General features: G+C 43.9%; 18 protein-coding genes. 10 read left to right on the top strand and 8 right to left on the bottom strand.

Annotated elements, in window-relative coordinates; genetic code table 11:
* Positions 1 to 121: 121 nt before the first annotated feature.
* Positions 122 to 1,372 (bottom strand): glycosyltransferase, encoded by a 1,251-nt coding sequence (locus JJ941_RS03940; protein ID WP_290962372.1) that lies wholly within the window; start codon positions 1,370 to 1,372, stop codon positions 122 to 124.
* 136 nt (positions 1,373 to 1,508) lie between these two features.
* Between JJ941_RS03940 and JJ941_RS03935 the strand changes: the two genes are divergently transcribed.
* Complete coding sequence (locus JJ941_RS03935) at positions 1,509 to 2,381, top strand: hypothetical protein (protein ID WP_290962371.1); 873 nt, start codon at positions 1,509 to 1,511, stop codon at positions 2,379 to 2,381.
* Between the two features lie 72 nt (positions 2,382 to 2,453).
* Here JJ941_RS03935 and JJ941_RS03930 read toward each other — a convergent pair whose 3' ends face one another.
* Positions 2,454 to 3,113 (bottom strand): O-methyltransferase, encoded by a 660-nt coding sequence (locus JJ941_RS03930; protein WP_290962370.1) that lies wholly within the window; start codon positions 3,111 to 3,113, stop codon positions 2,454 to 2,456.
* Between the two features lie 49 nt (positions 3,114 to 3,162).
* Between JJ941_RS03930 and JJ941_RS03925 the strand changes: the two genes are divergently transcribed.
* Complete coding sequence (locus JJ941_RS03925; protein WP_290962369.1) at positions 3,163 to 3,828, top strand: lysophospholipid acyltransferase family protein; 666 nt, start codon at positions 3,163 to 3,165, stop codon at positions 3,826 to 3,828.
* 15 nt (positions 3,829 to 3,843) lie between these two features.
* Here JJ941_RS03925 and JJ941_RS03920 read toward each other — a convergent pair whose 3' ends face one another.
* Positions 3,844 to 4,911: a hypothetical protein gene (locus JJ941_RS03920; RefSeq protein WP_290962368.1), complete on the bottom strand. Its 1,068-nt coding sequence runs from the start codon at positions 4,909 to 4,911 to the stop codon at positions 3,844 to 3,846.
* A gap of 59 nt (positions 4,912 to 4,970) precedes the next feature.
* On the opposite strand from JJ941_RS03920, the gene JJ941_RS03915 reads away from it, so the two are divergent.
* The 6 genes from JJ941_RS03915 to JJ941_RS03890 all read left to right on the top strand — a co-directional run bounded on the left by JJ941_RS03915 (position 4,971) and on the right by JJ941_RS03890 (position 11,027).
* A complete protein-coding gene (locus tag JJ941_RS03915) occupies positions 4,971 to 6,122 on the top strand; it encodes a glycosyltransferase (RefSeq protein ID WP_290962367.1) in 1,152 nt (383 codons plus the stop codon).
* Between the two features lie 66 nt (positions 6,123 to 6,188).
* Entirely contained in the window at positions 6,189 to 7,106 is a 918-nt protein-coding gene (gene xerC, locus JJ941_RS03910) for a tyrosine recombinase XerC (protein ID WP_290962366.1), read from the top strand.
* Between the two features lie 32 nt (positions 7,107 to 7,138).
* Positions 7,139 to 7,438 (top strand): ribosome-associated translation inhibitor RaiA, encoded by a 300-nt coding sequence (gene raiA / locus JJ941_RS03905; protein ID WP_255135417.1) that lies wholly within the window; start codon positions 7,139 to 7,141, stop codon positions 7,436 to 7,438.
* Between the two features lie 18 nt (positions 7,439 to 7,456).
* Positions 7,457 to 8,488 carry an HPr(Ser) kinase/phosphatase gene (hprK, locus tag JJ941_RS03900; RefSeq protein ID WP_290962365.1) on the top strand — a complete coding sequence of 344 codons (1,032 nt, stop codon included), beginning with the start codon at positions 7,457 to 7,459 and terminating at the stop codon, positions 8,486 to 8,488.
* A gap of 83 nt (positions 8,489 to 8,571) precedes the next feature.
* The gene (locus JJ941_RS03895; RefSeq protein WP_255135415.1) at positions 8,572 to 9,546 is read left to right on the top strand and encodes a M23 family metallopeptidase; all 975 of its coding nucleotides are present in this window, start codon (positions 8,572 to 8,574) and stop codon (positions 9,544 to 9,546) included.
* 107 nt (positions 9,547 to 9,653) lie between these two features.
* Positions 9,654 to 11,027 (top strand): M28 family metallopeptidase, encoded by a 1,374-nt coding sequence (locus JJ941_RS03890; protein WP_290962364.1) that lies wholly within the window; start codon positions 9,654 to 9,656, stop codon positions 11,025 to 11,027.
* Positions 11,028 to 11,030: 3 nt separating this feature from the next.
* On the opposite strand, the gene JJ941_RS03885 is transcribed toward JJ941_RS03890, so the two are convergent.
* From JJ941_RS03885 to JJ941_RS03875, 3 genes are all read right to left on the bottom strand, one after another.
* On the bottom strand, positions 11,031 to 11,723 hold the full coding sequence (locus JJ941_RS03885) for an RNA methyltransferase (protein WP_290962363.1): 693 nt from the start codon (positions 11,721 to 11,723) through the stop codon (positions 11,031 to 11,033).
* Between the two features lie 66 nt (positions 11,724 to 11,789).
* Positions 11,790 to 12,461: a response regulator transcription factor gene (locus JJ941_RS03880; protein ID WP_290962362.1), complete on the bottom strand. Its 672-nt coding sequence runs from the start codon at positions 12,459 to 12,461 to the stop codon at positions 11,790 to 11,792.
* Between the two features lie 118 nt (positions 12,462 to 12,579).
* A complete protein-coding gene (locus JJ941_RS03875; RefSeq protein ID WP_290962361.1) occupies positions 12,580 to 13,281 on the bottom strand; it encodes an alpha/beta fold hydrolase in 702 nt (233 codons plus the stop codon).
* A gap of 166 nt (positions 13,282 to 13,447) precedes the next feature.
* On the opposite strand from JJ941_RS03875, the gene JJ941_RS03870 reads away from it, so the two are divergent.
* Both JJ941_RS03870 and JJ941_RS03865 read left to right on the top strand, forming a co-directional pair.
* Positions 13,448 to 14,047 (top strand): hypothetical protein, encoded by a 600-nt coding sequence (locus JJ941_RS03870; protein ID WP_290962360.1) that lies wholly within the window; start codon positions 13,448 to 13,450, stop codon positions 14,045 to 14,047.
* A gap of 12 nt (positions 14,048 to 14,059) precedes the next feature.
* Positions 14,060 to 14,734, top strand: a complete 675-nt coding sequence (locus JJ941_RS03865) for a DUF2490 domain-containing protein (protein WP_290962359.1) — start codon at positions 14,060 to 14,062, stop codon at positions 14,732 to 14,734.
* A gap of 4 nt (positions 14,735 to 14,738) precedes the next feature.
* Here JJ941_RS03865 and JJ941_RS03860 read toward each other — a convergent pair whose 3' ends face one another.
* Both JJ941_RS03860 and JJ941_RS03855 read right to left on the bottom strand, forming a co-directional pair.
* Positions 14,739 to 15,101, bottom strand: coding sequence for a hypothetical protein (locus tag JJ941_RS03860; RefSeq protein WP_290962358.1), 363 nt, complete (start codon positions 15,099 to 15,101; stop codon positions 14,739 to 14,741).
* Positions 15,085 to 15,471, bottom strand: coding sequence for a VOC family protein (locus JJ941_RS03855; RefSeq protein ID WP_290962357.1), 387 nt, complete (start codon positions 15,469 to 15,471; stop codon positions 15,085 to 15,087). The genes JJ941_RS03860 and JJ941_RS03855 overlap by 17 nt, the downstream gene beginning before the upstream one ends.
* Positions 15,472 to 15,554: the final 83 nt, after the last annotated feature.

The following is a 15,554-nucleotide window of genomic DNA, read 5'->3' as shown; positions in this document are numbered from 1 at the left end:
TGAACCATTAGAGATTGGACCATTGAGATTGAACTACCTAAGCTTGAAGTATCTGTTCACGAAATCAAAGTTTGAAGAATACTATCTGCCTCGGAAGTAATCAGCGAAATCCAACAATACTTCAATCTGTGATCCTGTTTTTCGCCTCTATCCACTTCCCCATAAATTTGGTACTGGCTACCGTATGATGCTGTAAGATAGATCCCATAAAATTCTGGTGACGATGGGATTCCAGGTTTTCTCGAACTTCTTGTAACCTCTTGATCAAACGGACTGAATGAGTCTCTTTATCAAATCTGCTATGGATAATCTCCAGGCCCTTTTCCTGCTTATTCTTCCAAAGCTCCTCGTTCTTATAAAGCTGAATAGCACGGTCTGCAAATTCCTGCGGATCATCGGATATAAATCCGGGCCAGGGCAGATTTCCGTTCATTCCTTCAGCGCCAATGGTAGTGCTCACGCTGGGCGTGCCGCATTGCATGGCTTCAACTAGTTTTCCTTTTAGTCCGGCCCCAAAACGTAGCGGTGCCAGCAACACCCTTGAGGCACCCACAACATCCGTTGCACTTTCTGCCCTTCCTTTAATCAGAAAGCCTTCATCCGGATTATGTAAATCATCTACTTTTTGTGAAGCATAAGCACCATAAACATGAAGTTCCGCTTTGGGTATTTCTGCCCGAATCAAAGGCCATATTTCTTCTTTAAGATACAACACCGCATTCCAGTTCGGCTCATGTAGAAAGTTCCCAATAGAAATAAAGTAATCCCTGTTATTATATGACTCCCAATTTGTTGCACCTTTCTCGGAAATCTGATCGAGAAGAAAAGGTAAATACAGAAGCAGTTGTTTATCAATCCGGAAAGTTTCCTCAAGAAGATCCATTTCAAACTCGGAAATGATCAGGGAAAGGTCGCACCGAAGGATGCTGGCGATCTCTCGTTTCGCCTTGTCATTAAACAGATCTGAAGTCTCAAACTCTTTACCCTTCTTCCATGCCTGATACCTGCCTTCCCGTAAAAAATGAAGATCTTCGGTATCAAGCACCCGAAGGGCACCCGGGCATTGTTCCGCCACCCGCCAGCCAAATTGCTCTTCAGTCATAAACCGGTCAAAAACCACAATATCCGGATTTAACTCACCTGCAAAGTGATCAAAGGAAGAGCTGTTTATGCTTACAGATGCACATTCTACCCCACACGATTTCAGATCTACAGCAAATTGACTTTCAGAAGCTGCTGAAGCAAAGGTCACTTGCCAATCCTCAGACTGAAACACCTCGATCAGTTCCATCATCCGCGAGCCTGCTGCCGAGGAAGCCGGTTCCGGCCATACTTTACCAATTATCAATACCTTGAGAGAGCTGGTGTTCATAAAATATAATTTGTCCGGCTATTTTTATTCATTGCATAATTTATGACATTTACTGGTCGTTTAAGTTACTGACAATAACTCGAGCGGTACAAAAATGTCGGTTGAGTAGGTACAAATAAAATAATCAGAGAACATTATGAAATCATCTAAACTGTGGGTCGCTTTTCTTTCACTTTTTCTGTTTGTAGGATTAGCAACTCAAATTCAGGCTCAAACAGAGACTGAGACCACAAAAACATACCTCATCATAAAAAATGACGGGTCAAGATATGTCGGGCAAATCATTTCACAGGATGCCCGGGAAGTAATCCTGTTAACGAAAGAGCTCGGAGAAATAGCTATTCCCAAGCATGAAATAAAAGAAATGAGAGAGCTGACCAGCGAGGAAATAACTGACGATGGTCGCCTTAGAAGGGAAAATACCTTTGCCACCCGTTATTACATTTCCACAAACGCGAATCCCATTTCAAAAGGTGAAAATTATATTATATGGAACCTGTATGGGCCGGATATTCAATTTGGCATCAGTGACGACTTTGGTGTTGGCCTGATGACAACCTGGTTCGGGTCTCCGATTGTTGGATCTGCAAAATACAGCCTTTTGAAAAAGAATAATGTCGGAGTTGCATTAGGCACCCTTTTAGGAACCGGCTCTTGGGCATCACCTGATTATGGTATTGCTCTTCCATTTGGCTCAGTTACCTTAGGAGAAATGGATAAAAATATATCCCTTTCTGTTGGTTATGGAGCTGTATTTGGCCCGGGAAGTTCAGGCGGCTCAGCTCTTTTTTCCATAGCTGGAATGAACCGAATTAGTGATCGAGTGAGCTTGGTTTTCGATTCCTTCGTAGTCATGGAAAATAATGAAGCCGCCGCGTTAATTATTCCCGCGGTTAGATTACATTCCGGACCCCAGAAAGCATTCCAGCTTGGCTTCGCCGGTGTAGCAGCAGAAGGCGAGTTATTACCATTCCCCTTTCCATTCCTGCAGTGGTATAGAGCTCTTTAAAGCCCTTAGTTAATTATTAAAAAGGCCGGGAATCTAAGCGATTATTTCCCGGCTTTTTTTTATGTGCGGGAATCATTTCTTCCTGATAATAGTAATCCCATCCCGAACAGGGAGTAGCACTTGCTCTACCCGATTATCTTGTGAGACTATCTTATTAAATTCATGCAGCGCTTGTGCTTTGTGATCTTCAGGATCTAAAACCGTTCCGTCCCACAGCACGTTATCTACTACCATGAGTCCACCCTGCTTTAACAGCGGTAGTGTTTGGCTGAAGTAATCTTCATAACTCAACTTATCTGCATCAATAAAAATCAGATCGAAATCCCCACTAAGTCCCGAAACCAATTCCCGGGCATTTCCTTCCAGCAGCTTTATCTTGTTCTGATGATCAAACTGCCGGAAGTGCTTTGACGCAAGCTCCTGATAGCGGATGTTCATTTCTATCGTAATGATTTCTCCGTCATCAGGCAGAGCTTCTGCCATCACGATAGCGGAATAACCCGTAAAGGTTCCGATCTCCAGAATCCGCTTTGCTCCGCTTACCTGAATCAGCATTCGCAACATTTGACCCACCAAATTTCCGCTCAACATGTCGATATATTCCAACTCTGCATCAGAAGACGCTACAAGAGCTTTAACGTCTTCTGACTCCGGTGTAGTCATCGCACGTGCATATTCTTCTATCTTTGCGTCTGTAATTTGAACGATCGATTTATCTCTGTGCTTCTTCATAATTGAAAGATAAGGCACAACCCCCTATTATCACCAAAAAAAGAACGCATTGAATTTCATCCCCGCTGACGAATCCCGCTTTTTCATATGGTTTTTTGACCGTTACACCCGCTGGTCTCTTAAACGAAGGTTCAAACAACTCTGGATTAAGCAGGAATACCATCCTGAACCCGATTCCCGCACTGTTTATTTTTTAAATCATAACCTCTGGTGGGACGGACTGATCCCTCTTTATCTAAACGAGAACCTCTTTCACCAACAAGCACGGGCCCTGATGGAAGACAAGCAGATGCAGCAGTACACCTTCTTTAGTAAAATCGGAGCTTTCTCGATTAACCTGGAAAACCCGAGAGCCTCTATTCAATCGCTGCGTTATGCGGTAAAGTCTTTGGAACGAGAAAATTCCTGCCTGTTTATTTACCCGGAAGGAACCATCACTCCGGCTTCAGATTCAGCTCCTGATTTCAAAGATGGCCTGGCCTGGCTGTACACTAAAACGGAGAATGTTGACTACGTTCCCATCCATATTTACGCCCATTTTCTTCGAAGCAGCAAACCGGAGCTTTATTTATCAATAGGAGAATCAGTTAATCATGTTAAGTCAAAGAGCAGAAATGAATTAACCTCTCTTTTTGAAACAGATATTCAGCGTTTAAATGAGCAAACCAGGCTTGTTGCTGGCTTTTCGGATGAAGGCTTCAAACCGCAATTCTAGCCTAAATAATTTAGGTTACCATGTCCATGGATACATACGGCGGGATTTTTGCACCCAGTGTGGGTTCTGTTGATTATCATTCAGCCTCATTTTCACTAATGGCCAAAATACCCGATTGTAGATATTCAGGGGGTATATATACTCTGAAATACCATGTGCCGCATAGACTTGATCGCTATACCTTAAAATAGATTCACCTTTAAATCTTTGATAAAAAGGCCCATCATCGATTTTAGTGCTACATTGAATATTTACAGTAGCTTCACTTGCTTTTAACTCAATTTTTCGGGCTGATTTCAATCCAAACCAATTTCGGGTGAAATAGCTCATTTCTGCATCGCTGAATTTCTCCAGCACCTGCTGACTTTCCCGGTCGATTAGCCAGGCTTCAAATTGCTCGGTGTTCCTTTTTTGCATCAGGTAATAAACAAGAGTGAAATCTTTGAAGTGATACCTTCCCCAGTACCAATCCCGGAAGCTCTCTTTCATCGGTTCGTGTCCTGTATTGTGATCATGATATCCTGCACCCGAAAAGTTCAGCTCCTCTTCCCCATTCCTGCCAATGATATTCAGCTTTGTCTCAACTGATACCTGAGGGAACAACAAATTCCAACTGTGGCGGTCTTCGCTTGTTGATTGTATCAGAGTTTTATCCGCTACCGGTGCTTTCCCGGCAACCGTTCCTTCAACCTTATGCCCCGATGGCAGCTCCTGTCTCAAAGTGATTTCAAAGCCGGATTCATTCTGATCAAGCCGGTAGATAACAGAATCATTCTTAACCGAAAGCTTTTTCTTGTCTTCATCCCAGCTAAACTCATCACTTCCAAATTCGAGGAAGCTGTAGTACACCGTCTCTCCATCCTTATACAGTGAAACACTAATGGCCGGATAGGAAACCTCACGAACCCTGTTTTCTTCTAAATCGCGGATATATTGAATGGAAAAAGGATTGGTTTGGTACAGAATGATGACGAAACCCTGCCGGCCATCCTCACTTAAACCATCGAAATACCACCACTCGTACCCGCCGAACGACTTGTTAAAATCCGGAGTTATATGCCTGACGTCTGTAGATATATTCATGATCAAATAAAATAATCGTATTGGTGAACGGCAACGAACTGTTTGCTAACTTTCGTTCAATGGACATACTTCTTTACATCGCAGCTACTTATATCGGTTTTACGGTTTTTGTTTTTGTACGAAACTGGTTTGAATTCCGCTCCCTTTCAAAACAGTCTCCCTCAACAGTTAAAGCAAGTGAAGCACCGTTGGTAAGCATTTGCATTCCAGCACGCAACGAAGAGGCGGTTATAGAGCATTGTGTCACTTCGGCCCTGAAACAGGATTATGCAAACTTTGAGGTGCTGGTGCTGGACGACAACTCCACCGACAAAACCACGGAGATACTGGACAAGCTAAGCGGAATCATTAACAACCTGCATCACCTGAAAGGCCTGCCAAAACCGGATGACTGGCTGGGCAAACCCTGGGCTTGTCATCAGTTGAGCGAACACGCAAAGGGTTCTTACCTCATCTTTATCGATGCCGATGTGTGGCTGGAAGAAGATGCGGTCTCAAAAGCTGTTCAGGTGCTTCAAACATCCGATGTAATCACCGTTTGGCCGAAACAGCAGGTCGTCACCTTCTGGGAAAAGCTGATTATCCCGATGATATATTACGGACTCTTTACCCTGCTGCCTGCAAAGTATGTGGAACAAAATCCCAGATGGCTTCCCCGGAATCTTCGGCAGAAAATGGCCCCTCAATTTGCAGCCGCCTGTGGACAGTTTATCGCCTTCAATAAAAAAGCCTACTCGGCGATTGGCGGACATTCATCCGTAAAACAAGAAATTGTGGAGGATGTGGAGCTGGCAAAAAACGTAAAGCGAAAAGGCCTCACCATAACTATGTTTGACGGAGTTGGAACGGTGAATTGCCGGATGTATCGCTCTCATAAAGAAATATTTGAGGGACTCCGCAAGAATTTCTTTGTGGGATTTGGCAGAAACGTCCCCCTCTTTCTTTTCATGGCTTCAATGCAGTTCATCGTGTTTGTGATCCCGTTTTTGGCTTTGTTCTTCGGAGCTTCCGGCTCTCAACAACTTGCAGCTATACTGATTGGAGTTTTTGTGATCCAGCGCTGGCTTCTTGACTTCAGGTTTAGCTGGAATCCAATTATGAGCCTTTTGCAGCCTGTAACCATACTTTGGTATGAAGTGCTTGGTATTCGATGCTTATGGGACCACTTTACCGGAAAAAGAGCCCGCTGGAAAGGTCGTGAAGTCGGTTAAAAATTTATCCGTTCTTCACTAATAAGTGTTTTCTTTTTTGCAGATACATAGACATATTTGAGGTGTATGAAAGCATTGATCGAGAAATATCTGAAATACCTGAGTGTAGAACGAAATGCTTCGGAACATACCATTACCTCTTATCAAAATGATCTGAGTTCTTTTCTCGAATTCACAGCTCATGTAAATGAACAGACGAATGAACAGGTTGATATTTCATCGATCACCCGCTTAAACATCCGGTTATGGTTGGGAGATCTTTCCGAAAAGGGATTGGCAAAAACATCCATTGCCCGCAAGGTTGCCGCACTCCGATCTTTTTTTAAATACTGCTTTAAGCGGGGACACATTGATAAAAATCCCGCCCACCTGCTGGTTGTACCCAAGAAAGAACAAACACTGCCCAAAACAGCTACTGTTGAAGACATCTCCCGCATGATGGACAATGTGAATACCGACACCATAAGCGGACTGCAGGACAGAGCGATCCTCGAGCTTTTTTATGGAACCGGAATGCGGCTGAGTGAATTGACCGGACTGAACATTACAGACATCGACTTAAAGCAACGGCAAGTTACCGTTCACGGTAAGGGCAATAAACAACGGATTATTCCATTGGGTAACACAGTGGCTTCCATCCTAAAACAATTCATTAAACGAAGACCGGAATTATACGGAGAACGCACCGATAGCGACGCAAAAAAAGCACTGTTCCTTGCCGCAAGCGGTCAGCGGATTTATGACCGGGCTGTTCAGTCGATGGTTGAAAATTATTTAAAACAGACCAGTGAGGTCACTCAGAAAAGTCCACACGTTTTAAGGCATAGTTTTGCAACTCACATGCTCGACAACGGAGCGGATATAAGAATCATCAAAGAGTTTTTAGGGCATGCCAACTTAGCGGCAACGCAGGTTTACACGCACACAAGCATGGAAAGGCTTAAGAATGTGTATGAGCAAGCCCACCCAAGAGCAAAAACGTAATAATTACATAACTATAAATTAAGGAGTAGAATATGAAAACTACATTCACAGCACGCCATTTTGAAGCCAGCGCTGACCTTCAACAATACTGCAGAGACAGTGTGGAGAAACTGGAACAGTTTTATGACCGGATTGTAATGTGCGATATTATTTTGCAACCTACTCCCTCCGACGAGAATCCACAGCAGGCTGAAATTATTGTAAAAGTACCCCGTAAAGTTTTAACGGCGAAAGAATCGGCCGGCTCCTACGAACAGGCTGTGCATAATGCGGTAGAAACCGTAAGCCGACAGCTGAAGAAGTACAAGGAAAAAATGCATGCTGTCAACTAACCATATAATTTAAAATCTATGCCATTTTCGCCCCAAGCACCAATTCCGCGCAAAGACAAGATTAGCGTGGCTTACCTTGTTAAAAAGCTGCGAGAGCGCGTAAATATTAATTTAGAAGCGTGCGTATCTGAAAATTGTGCTGAAGACCATTATGTGGTGGAAGCCGATTTGCACCGACCGGGATTGGCGCTTGCCGGGTATAAAAAGCTTTTTACCTACCAACGAATTCAGATTATCGGGAATACCGAAACCCAGTTTCTGGAGCACATGGGTAAAGACAAACAGGAAGAGTCGTTCCGGAATATCACGCAGTTTGATATCCCAGTTATCTTCCTCACCGATAGCAATAAGCTGCCCGAGAATTTATTCCAGATTGCAAAAGAAGCCAACATCCCCATCTTCTCCACCCCCCTTGAAACCACCCGTTTTATGTACATTCTGCGGGATTTCCTGGAAGATCAGTTTGCCATTCAAACTATGGTTCACGGTTCTATGATGGATGTATATGGAATCGGGATTTTGGTAGCGGGAAAGTCCGGTATCGGTAAAAGTGAGGTTGCCCTCGACCTGGTTGAACGCGGACACCGCCTGGTAGCTGATGACGTTGTGATGCTTACCAAAAAGAACAATGTGTTGATGTCGTCGGCTACGGAAATGAGTAAACACTTTATGGAAATCAGAGGGCTCGGTATTGTGGACGTGATGTCGATGTTCGGGATTCGCGCTATCCGATACCAGAAACGATTAGAGGTGGTTTTGGAGCTGACCCTGTGGGATGAAACCCGCGAAGTAGAAAGAACCGGTTTAAATCACGATTCAGTAAATGTATTAGGATTGGAAATTCCCCTCATCCACCTCCCTATCACCCCCGGTAAAAACATTACGGTGATAGCAGAAGTAATTGCTATGAATTATTTATTGAAACATTATGGGTACGATCCCGCAAAAGCATTCCAGGACAGGATTAAGTCGAGCATTGGCGAAAAAACAAAAGGACGGGACATGACTCCTAAAAGAGCTATCGAATACTTTGAAGGAGATATTGAATAACTGTAACATTAGAGTTCCGGCTTACTCTTTGAATGTGATACGAAGGTTACTATCTTAGGCAAGTTTTGGAACAAGGTTAGTATATGTCAATAAAAAATCACTATTACTACGACGAAACGAATTGCGAATTTGTACCTATTGAGTACAATCGCCTCGAACAGGTTGTTTATAACCTTTCTATTTGGATCTTGTCCGGTGTGGTTTTGACCGGCATTGGTATTATCCTCCTCTCTACCTACATCGGAACCCCGGCTGAACTCGCCCTTAAAGCCGAAAATGAAGCCCTCTACGAACAGCTGGAAAGCACCAAAGATGCACTTGTGGACTTGGATGAACAAATCACAGCTATAGCTGAAAAAGATAATGAGATGTACCGCTCTGTACTGGGGATGGATCAAATTTCCTACGAAGAAAGACAGGCCGGTGTGGGTGGCTCTGATCCTTATAACGAATTTGACGTATATAATGAATCCACTTCGGAATTATTGAAATGGACGGCTTCCAAAGTAGATAACCTCGAGCGGCGTATTGGCATTCAGAAATTGAGCTTTGAAGAAATTAAAAGCCAGTACAACGTGAATAAAGAGAAGATGAGCCATATCCCGGCTATCAAACCCACCTCTGGAATTTTATTGAGTGGTTATGGCGTTCGCTACCACCCAATTCTGAAATACAACCGCCGGCACAATGGATTAGACTTCCGGGCAGATATAGGGGATCCCGTATTTACAACCGGAAACGGTAAAATCCGATTTGCAGGTCGTAAAGGAACCCTTGGCCTTGTAGTAATTGTAGATCATGGCTTTGGCTTCGAAACGTTATACGCACACCTCTCCGGCCTGGCTAAAGGCATTAAAAACGGAAGTGAAGTAGAACGTGGTGAGCAAATCGGCATGGCCGGCGATTCCGGACTATCTGAAGGACCTCACCTTCATTACGAAGTTCATTTCAAAGGCGAGCCGGTAGATCCGATCTATTATCTCTTTGCCGATACTTCCCCGGAAGAATATGCAATGTTTAAAGAGATATCGGAGACGAATAAAAACTCCCTTGACTAAACGACCTAACCAGCCCCGCTTATAATTTATATCCGGGGTTTTTTGTGGCATTGAACATCGCTTTTCCCTTTCTTTGATTCGTTCACAAAAATGAATCACTCAATGCCATGAAATACATCCTACCCATTCTCCTCTCTGTATTCCTCCTGTCTCCCAACTTAACGAAGGCGCAATCGGTGCTCACCAATCAGCACAAAGAACATGCTCAACAGCTTATTGAAAAAGCGATGGGCAGTGATGTAGCCTGGGAACGCCTGACCTACATGGCCGATACTTTTGGAGCACGATTCAGTGGTTCTGAAAATCTGGAAAATTCCATCGACTGGATTGTGGAAACTATGGAAGAAGACGGTTTTGATAAAGTGTGGACACAGCCGGTGATGGTTCCTCATTGGGTACGCGGCGAGGAGTCGGCTACGTTGCTTTCACCCCGGGAAAAGAATTTACCAATGCTAAGCCTTGGGGGCAGTGTTGCCACTCCGGAGGGCGGAATATCAGCCGAAGTAATCGTAGTTAAGAGTTTTGACGAACTCGATAAGGTTAAAGAGCAGGTAGAGGGTAAGATTGTTCTGTATAACGCTGAATTTACGTCCTACGGCCGTACCGTACAATATCGGGTAAACGGTGCCATCGAGGCAGCCAGGCACGGCGCAGTGGCAAGTATCATTCGTTCAGTTGGCCCTTATTCCATGCAAACTCCGCATACCGGAACAATGTATTATGACGATGAAGTAAAGAAGATTCCCCATGCAGCCATCACCATAGAAGATGCCATGCTGATACAACGATTATATGACCGGGGCGAGAAGATTGAAATCAACCTGAACATACAGGCCCGGACACTGCCGGATACTGAATCCCGAAATGTGATCGCCGAGATAAAAGGAACCGAATTCCCGGAAGAAATTATAGTGATGGGAGGACATATTGATTCCTGGGATGTGGGCCAGGGCGTGATGGACGATGGCGGAGGTTGTATAGCTGCATGGGAAGCCGTTCGATTAATGAATGAATTGGGTATCAAACCCAAGCGAACCATTCGGGTAGTACTATGGACCAATGAGGAAAACGGACTGCGCGGTGCGGGAGAGTATCACCGCTGGGTAAAAGAGGAAGAGAAATCTCTGGAAAACCATGTACTGGCTATTGAATCTGATGCCGGGGTTTTTGACCCCATCGGGTTTGGGTTTTCCGGAAGTGAACGCGCTTATGATATTCTGTCTGAAATCGGCACTACCCTGCGGCCTATTGAATCAGGACAGGTTACCAAAGGCGGAGGCGGAGCAGATATTGGTCCGTTGATGCGAGATGGTGTGCCTGGAATGGGTTTGGTTGTGGATGGCTCCCGCTACTTCTGGTACCACCACACAGGCGCCGATACCATGGACAAGCTGAACAAGGAAGACTTCAATGAGTGCGTGGCTACCATGGCTGTATTTGCCTATGCCGTGGCAGATATTGAAGAAAGACTGCCCCGGTAATCCTTAAAGAGACAGCCCTTTTTCCTGCAGGAAAGCTTTTTCGATTTGTTCGCCGGCTTTAATGGATTTTTTTAGCCACTGATATTTTAACTCTTCAAGTTCGTTATCGGAGAGCTTCCAGTTTATTTCTGAGGCTCTGAGTCGCCGGGTTACGTTATACAGGCAAACCGCAGCGCTCACAGAAATATTAAAGCTTTCGCTGAAGCCGGCCATGGGGATTTTGACAAAACCATCGGCCATCTCTTTAGCCCGCTCACTAATTCCGTCGAGTTCGGTTCCAAAAACGAGCGCTGTTTTCTGATCAAGAGGGAGATCGTTCAGGTTGGTATCATTTTCATGCGGCGAGGTTGCTATCACTTTAAACCCCTGCTCCTTTAACCTGTTAAAACAAAGTTCGGTGTTATCTTTTCGCTTTTCCCTGTACCGGTGCAAAGTCAGCCACTGATCGGCGCCTATGGTAACCTGCGTGGAAGCATCGAAGGTGTTGGAGTTTTCAATAATATGCACATCCTGAATGCCAAATCCGTCACAGCTCCGCAATACCGCACTGGCGTTATGAGGCTGGTAAATATCTTCAACCACCACACAAATATGCCGGGTGCGTTGCTGTACAACTTCTTGAATCTTTTGCCACCGTGCCTCAGTGGCAAATTCTTTCAGGTGTTCGGTGATTGCCTGCCTTGTAGATGCATCCATAAGCTAAAAATAAAAAAGCCTCGTACACGGCTATAGCATACGAGGCTGGTAAATTCATTTAAAATGTTATTCGCAACGGAATACAAATCCTTTTTTGCGAATGGTTTCAATATAGTCCACCTCAGAATGTTCGCGGATTTTCTTTCTCAGGTAACTGATGTACACATTGATATAGTTGGTCTGGGTATCAAAATGAATATCCCAAACTTTCTCCGCCAGTTCTTCCTGTGTAATCACGCGATTTCGGTTTTTAAGGAAGTAAACCAGCAGATTAAATTCATTATTAGTGAGCTGCACTTTTTCACTTTTAATGGAGAACTCCCGCTTAAGTAAATCCACTTTAAGTTCGCCACAGGTAAGCTGCTGCTCCCCTCCCGATTCTGTACGCCTTTTAATGGCATCCATTCGGGCTATCAACTCTTCGGTGTTAAAGGGTTTGGTCAGGTAGTCATCTGCCCCTACCTTTAAACATTTCACCTTTACATCTGTTTCCTGCTCGCCGGAGAGGATCAGAACGGGTGTGGTGACATTCTTGTCGCGAATATTTTTACATACCTCGTAGCCATCCCCATCCGGTAAACCCAAATCGAGTATGATCATATCAAAATCATTCCCTACAGCATTGGCTTCACCATCAGTCGCATTATCAGCGGTGGATACGGAGTTTCCGTTGTGCTCCAGAACAGCCTTTACAAGCGTTCGGACAGATGGATCATCTTCGATTACTAATATATTCATTTATGTTCGCGGGGTTTTTGTAGCGGTTTTCAGGGATATCGTAATGATTTATGAACTGCTTTGCAATAGTTTAATTAAAATAACTTAACAAACATTAGAGCCTAAAGTATAACAAAAATCAACTTGATTCAACGTAACCTGATTCCTTCAGCCAGTCTTTCGCTTCTTCTATAAAAATTGACTCCAGTTTATGTCCAGCTTCCACTAATTTAAACTCCGCGTTAAACCCTTCACTTTTCAACAGTTCCACGCACTGCTGCTGTGGCTCCGGATATACACTGTCATCGTCTTTTCCGTGCAGCGCTAATATCCGTATGTGACGGGCCTGTTCCCTTTTCCCATCAAAGGCTTCCGTTTTAATACGTCCACCAATCACAATTAAATCGTTTACATGCTTCCAGCGCGACAGTGCAAAATATCCGCCCAGGTAACCACCCATCGAGTAGCCGAACAGACATATACGGCTGATTTCAATCTTTTCTTTCACATCCTCAATAATTTCCAGAATGAAACGAGAGGCATTTTCCATCGATTGTAAGAACTGCTGCTGGGAACCGTCATACAAATACCACGCTCTTCCCCATTGCGATACTTTAAGCTTTCGGGAGGTGTCATAAATGGGATACGGAGCCTGAATGAATAAATGAAAAGCTTCAAGTTCTAACAACGGGGCAGTTTTCTTTTCAAAATATTCTATGTTTTGATTGTAGCCGTGCAAATATACTATGAGGGGTTTCTTTCCTTTATCTCCCGTTTCAATCAGCTTGTAGGGAACGTCGAGGTTAAATGATGCTTCTTCGGAAATAAGGACATTACGCATAGAATAGGTTCGTTTTTTGATGAGATATCGGCTTAAGTTAACCCATCTGTTTTGAGGATGCATTCTTTTATAAAGACTTTTTGTGATCTGCCTTAACATACCAACCCTTTATCCACGCTTAACCCTCTATTAAAGATTTGGTAATACCTGTTTTCCATATTCCGGTATGAAAACGTATTACCAAATATTATTACTTCTGCCGATTCTTATCCTCTCCTCAACCCGCTTTGGTGCAGCTCAGCACACAAAAAATGAGGTTGAAAAATCGATTGATCGTGATGCCATGCCTGCCAGGGCTTTATCACTGATAAATCAATTTTGGAAAGAGCCAAAAAAAGCAGATTTTTACCGCCAATCGGACGGTGAAATGATCAGCTATGAAGTAAAGCTGAATTGGGAAGATCACCCGTACAGTATCGAATTTGATGCTACAGGTTCGCTCATTGACATTGAGCAGCTTATCGAGTTCGAAGAGCTTCCCCGTGCTTTACAGAACACCATCACAGAAGAAATAAACAATCAGTACACAACATTCAGATTAACCCGTGTTCAGCGTCAATATTCTGCTTTCGAAAACGACGATGATGAAGAGGTGTTGGAAAAAATTCTCGAAGAGGATTTTGAAGACCTGTTGATTCGTTACGAAATTGAGATTGACGGACAAAACAAGACAGAACTCGGTTCATTTGAAATGCTGTTTGATGTAAACTGTAATCTCATTCAGAAACGTAGAATTGTGAGACGTTCGCTGGATAACATTTGGTAATACATGAACTTTATGAAATTCAAGGCACTCCTGGCTGTAGTCATTCTGCTGCCGGTTTGTGCCTTCTCGCAGCAAGCGGATCTTATCTGGAATCCGGAACTTTCGTATTCCTGGAAGTCCTCTGACCGGCTGGGCTTCAATACCAAGCTTTCGGTCTTCAACTCCATCAGGGATTTTGACAACGAAGCCGCCATTCGGTATATCGAGCCTCAGTTTAGTTTTTCCTACGGACTTTCAGCCGGCACTAAAATCGGCGGTGGTTATTATTACCGGCTCTCCACTCCAATGGTTGATGGCTACCAATACGAGCACCGGTTTCTGCAACAGGTAGGTTTTGTTTCTTATTTGGGGGATCGGCGACTTGCTCACCGATTGCGACTGGAACAGCGCGTTCGATCCAGTTCCTACCAAAACAGGTTGCGTTATAGGTTGAGTTATGACTTCCCACTGGAAGGTGAAAAGCTGGATCCCGGCGAGAAATACCTGATTCTGAAGGACGAAATGATGACTGCCTTCAATAAAGATGAAGCCGATGCTGAAAACCGTGCTTCCGTTGGTTTGGGCTGGTACTTCAATTCAAAACAAAAATTTGAATTGGGACTTCAGTACCGAACCCAGGATATCTTTAGCGATGGCGGAATCAGCCATCTTTTCCTTGTAAGTACATCCTATTACCTGAATCGGTAGGGTTTCATTCATACCAGCCATTGGGCGTTAACTTCAGGATATATATGATCGGTGATTTCCAGGTAATGGCCGAGCTGATAGCCATAATCAGGAATACAACATGCATGAAGGGTGTCATGGTCTCAAAAAATGCAACCAGAATACCTAATGAAATGGGACCTAATATTGAGGAAAGCAACCACCAGAGAACTTCAAAAAATACCAAGGTTGAAGTAAAGTAAAGAACACCCACCACGTACTTATTGGCATCCCCACGCAGCTTTTCTTCAATGTTCAGCCTGCGGTATTGCTGGGCTAAGTCTTTCCCAATCTCATTTTCAAACTCTTTCCGGTCCAGCTCCTGCTCTATTTCATTCTTTCTCTTCATAAAAGTATTCGATCATGTTCCCATCAGGATCGGCCACAAATAGAAACCGGCCTTTTTTACGGTTAGCCGGGCCACTCATGATAGTTACTTCTTTCTCGCGGAAGTATTTGGCAAGTTCATCCACTTGTTCAGGTTCATCCACATAAAAGCCAAAGTGATCGACCCGAAAGTCCCGAGAGGTCGGGTCATAACTCGTTTCCGCTTCCACAATCACCAACGTGTCTTCTTTTCCTATTCGGTACACAGCCATGCTCTGCCCCATGGTTTTTACGAGTTCAAGGCCCAGAATGTCACCATAAAATTCTTTGGAGGCATCAATTCTGTTTACTCTTATGGTGATGTGGTTTAATCCGGATGGTTGAAAATTCATATTCGTATTTATGATAAGTGTTTACATTCAATTATAACGCCACAAACATACAACCCTCTTTTTAAATTCCAAAGCGGGCTGTG

This window comes from Gracilimonas sp., assembly GCF_017641085.1.
Taxonomy (GTDB): domain Bacteria; phylum Bacteroidota; class Rhodothermia; order Balneolales; family Balneolaceae; genus Gracilimonas.
This window is presented reverse-complemented; position numbering and strand designations above follow the sequence as displayed.

Bases quoted from the DNA above. Each gene is read 5' to 3' on its own strand.
- JJ941_RS03885 (WP_290962363.1), bottom strand. From the start codon at position 11,723: ATGGATGCATCTACAAGGCAGGCAATCACCGAACACCTGAAAGAATTT.
- JJ941_RS03860 (WP_290962358.1), bottom strand. From the start codon at position 15,101: ATGAAGAGAAAGAATGAAATAGAGCAGGAGCTGGACCGGAAAGAGTTT.
- JJ941_RS03890 (WP_290962364.1), top strand. From the start codon at position 9,654: ATGAAATACATCCTACCCATTCTCCTCTCTGTATTCCTCCTGTCTCCC.
- JJ941_RS03880 (WP_290962362.1), bottom strand. From the start codon at position 12,461: ATGAATATATTAGTAATCGAAGATGATCCATCTGTCCGAACGCTTGTA.
- JJ941_RS03855 (WP_290962357.1), bottom strand. From the start codon at position 15,471: ATGAATTTTCAACCATCCGGATTAAACCACATCACCATAAGAGTAAAC.
- JJ941_RS03870 (WP_290962360.1), top strand. From the start codon at position 13,448: ATGAAAACGTATTACCAAATATTATTACTTCTGCCGATTCTTATCCTC.
- hprK (WP_290962365.1), top strand. From the start codon at position 7,457: ATGCCATTTTCGCCCCAAGCACCAATTCCGCGCAAAGACAAGATTAGC.
- JJ941_RS03915 (WP_290962367.1), top strand. From the start codon at position 4,971: ATGGACATACTTCTTTACATCGCAGCTACTTATATCGGTTTTACGGTT.
- JJ941_RS03875 (WP_290962361.1), bottom strand. From the start codon at position 13,281: ATGCGTAATGTCCTTATTTCCGAAGAAGCATCATTTAACCTCGACGTT.
- JJ941_RS03895 (WP_255135415.1), top strand. From the start codon at position 8,572: ATGTCAATAAAAAATCACTATTACTACGACGAAACGAATTGCGAATTT.
- JJ941_RS03935 (WP_290962371.1), top strand. From the start codon at position 1,509: ATGAAATCATCTAAACTGTGGGTCGCTTTTCTTTCACTTTTTCTGTTT.
- JJ941_RS03920 (WP_290962368.1), bottom strand. From the start codon at position 4,911: ATGAATATATCTACAGACGTCAGGCATATAACTCCGGATTTTAACAAG.
- xerC (WP_290962366.1), top strand. From the start codon at position 6,189: ATGAAAGCATTGATCGAGAAATATCTGAAATACCTGAGTGTAGAACGA.
- JJ941_RS03865 (WP_290962359.1), top strand. From the start codon at position 14,060: ATGAAATTCAAGGCACTCCTGGCTGTAGTCATTCTGCTGCCGGTTTGT.
- raiA (WP_255135417.1), top strand. From the start codon at position 7,139: ATGAAAACTACATTCACAGCACGCCATTTTGAAGCCAGCGCTGACCTT.
- JJ941_RS03940 (WP_290962372.1), bottom strand. From the start codon at position 1,372: ATGAACACCAGCTCTCTCAAGGTATTGATAATTGGTAAAGTATGGCCG.
- JJ941_RS03930 (WP_290962370.1), bottom strand. From the start codon at position 3,113: ATGAAGAAGCACAGAGATAAATCGATCGTTCAAATTACAGACGCAAAG.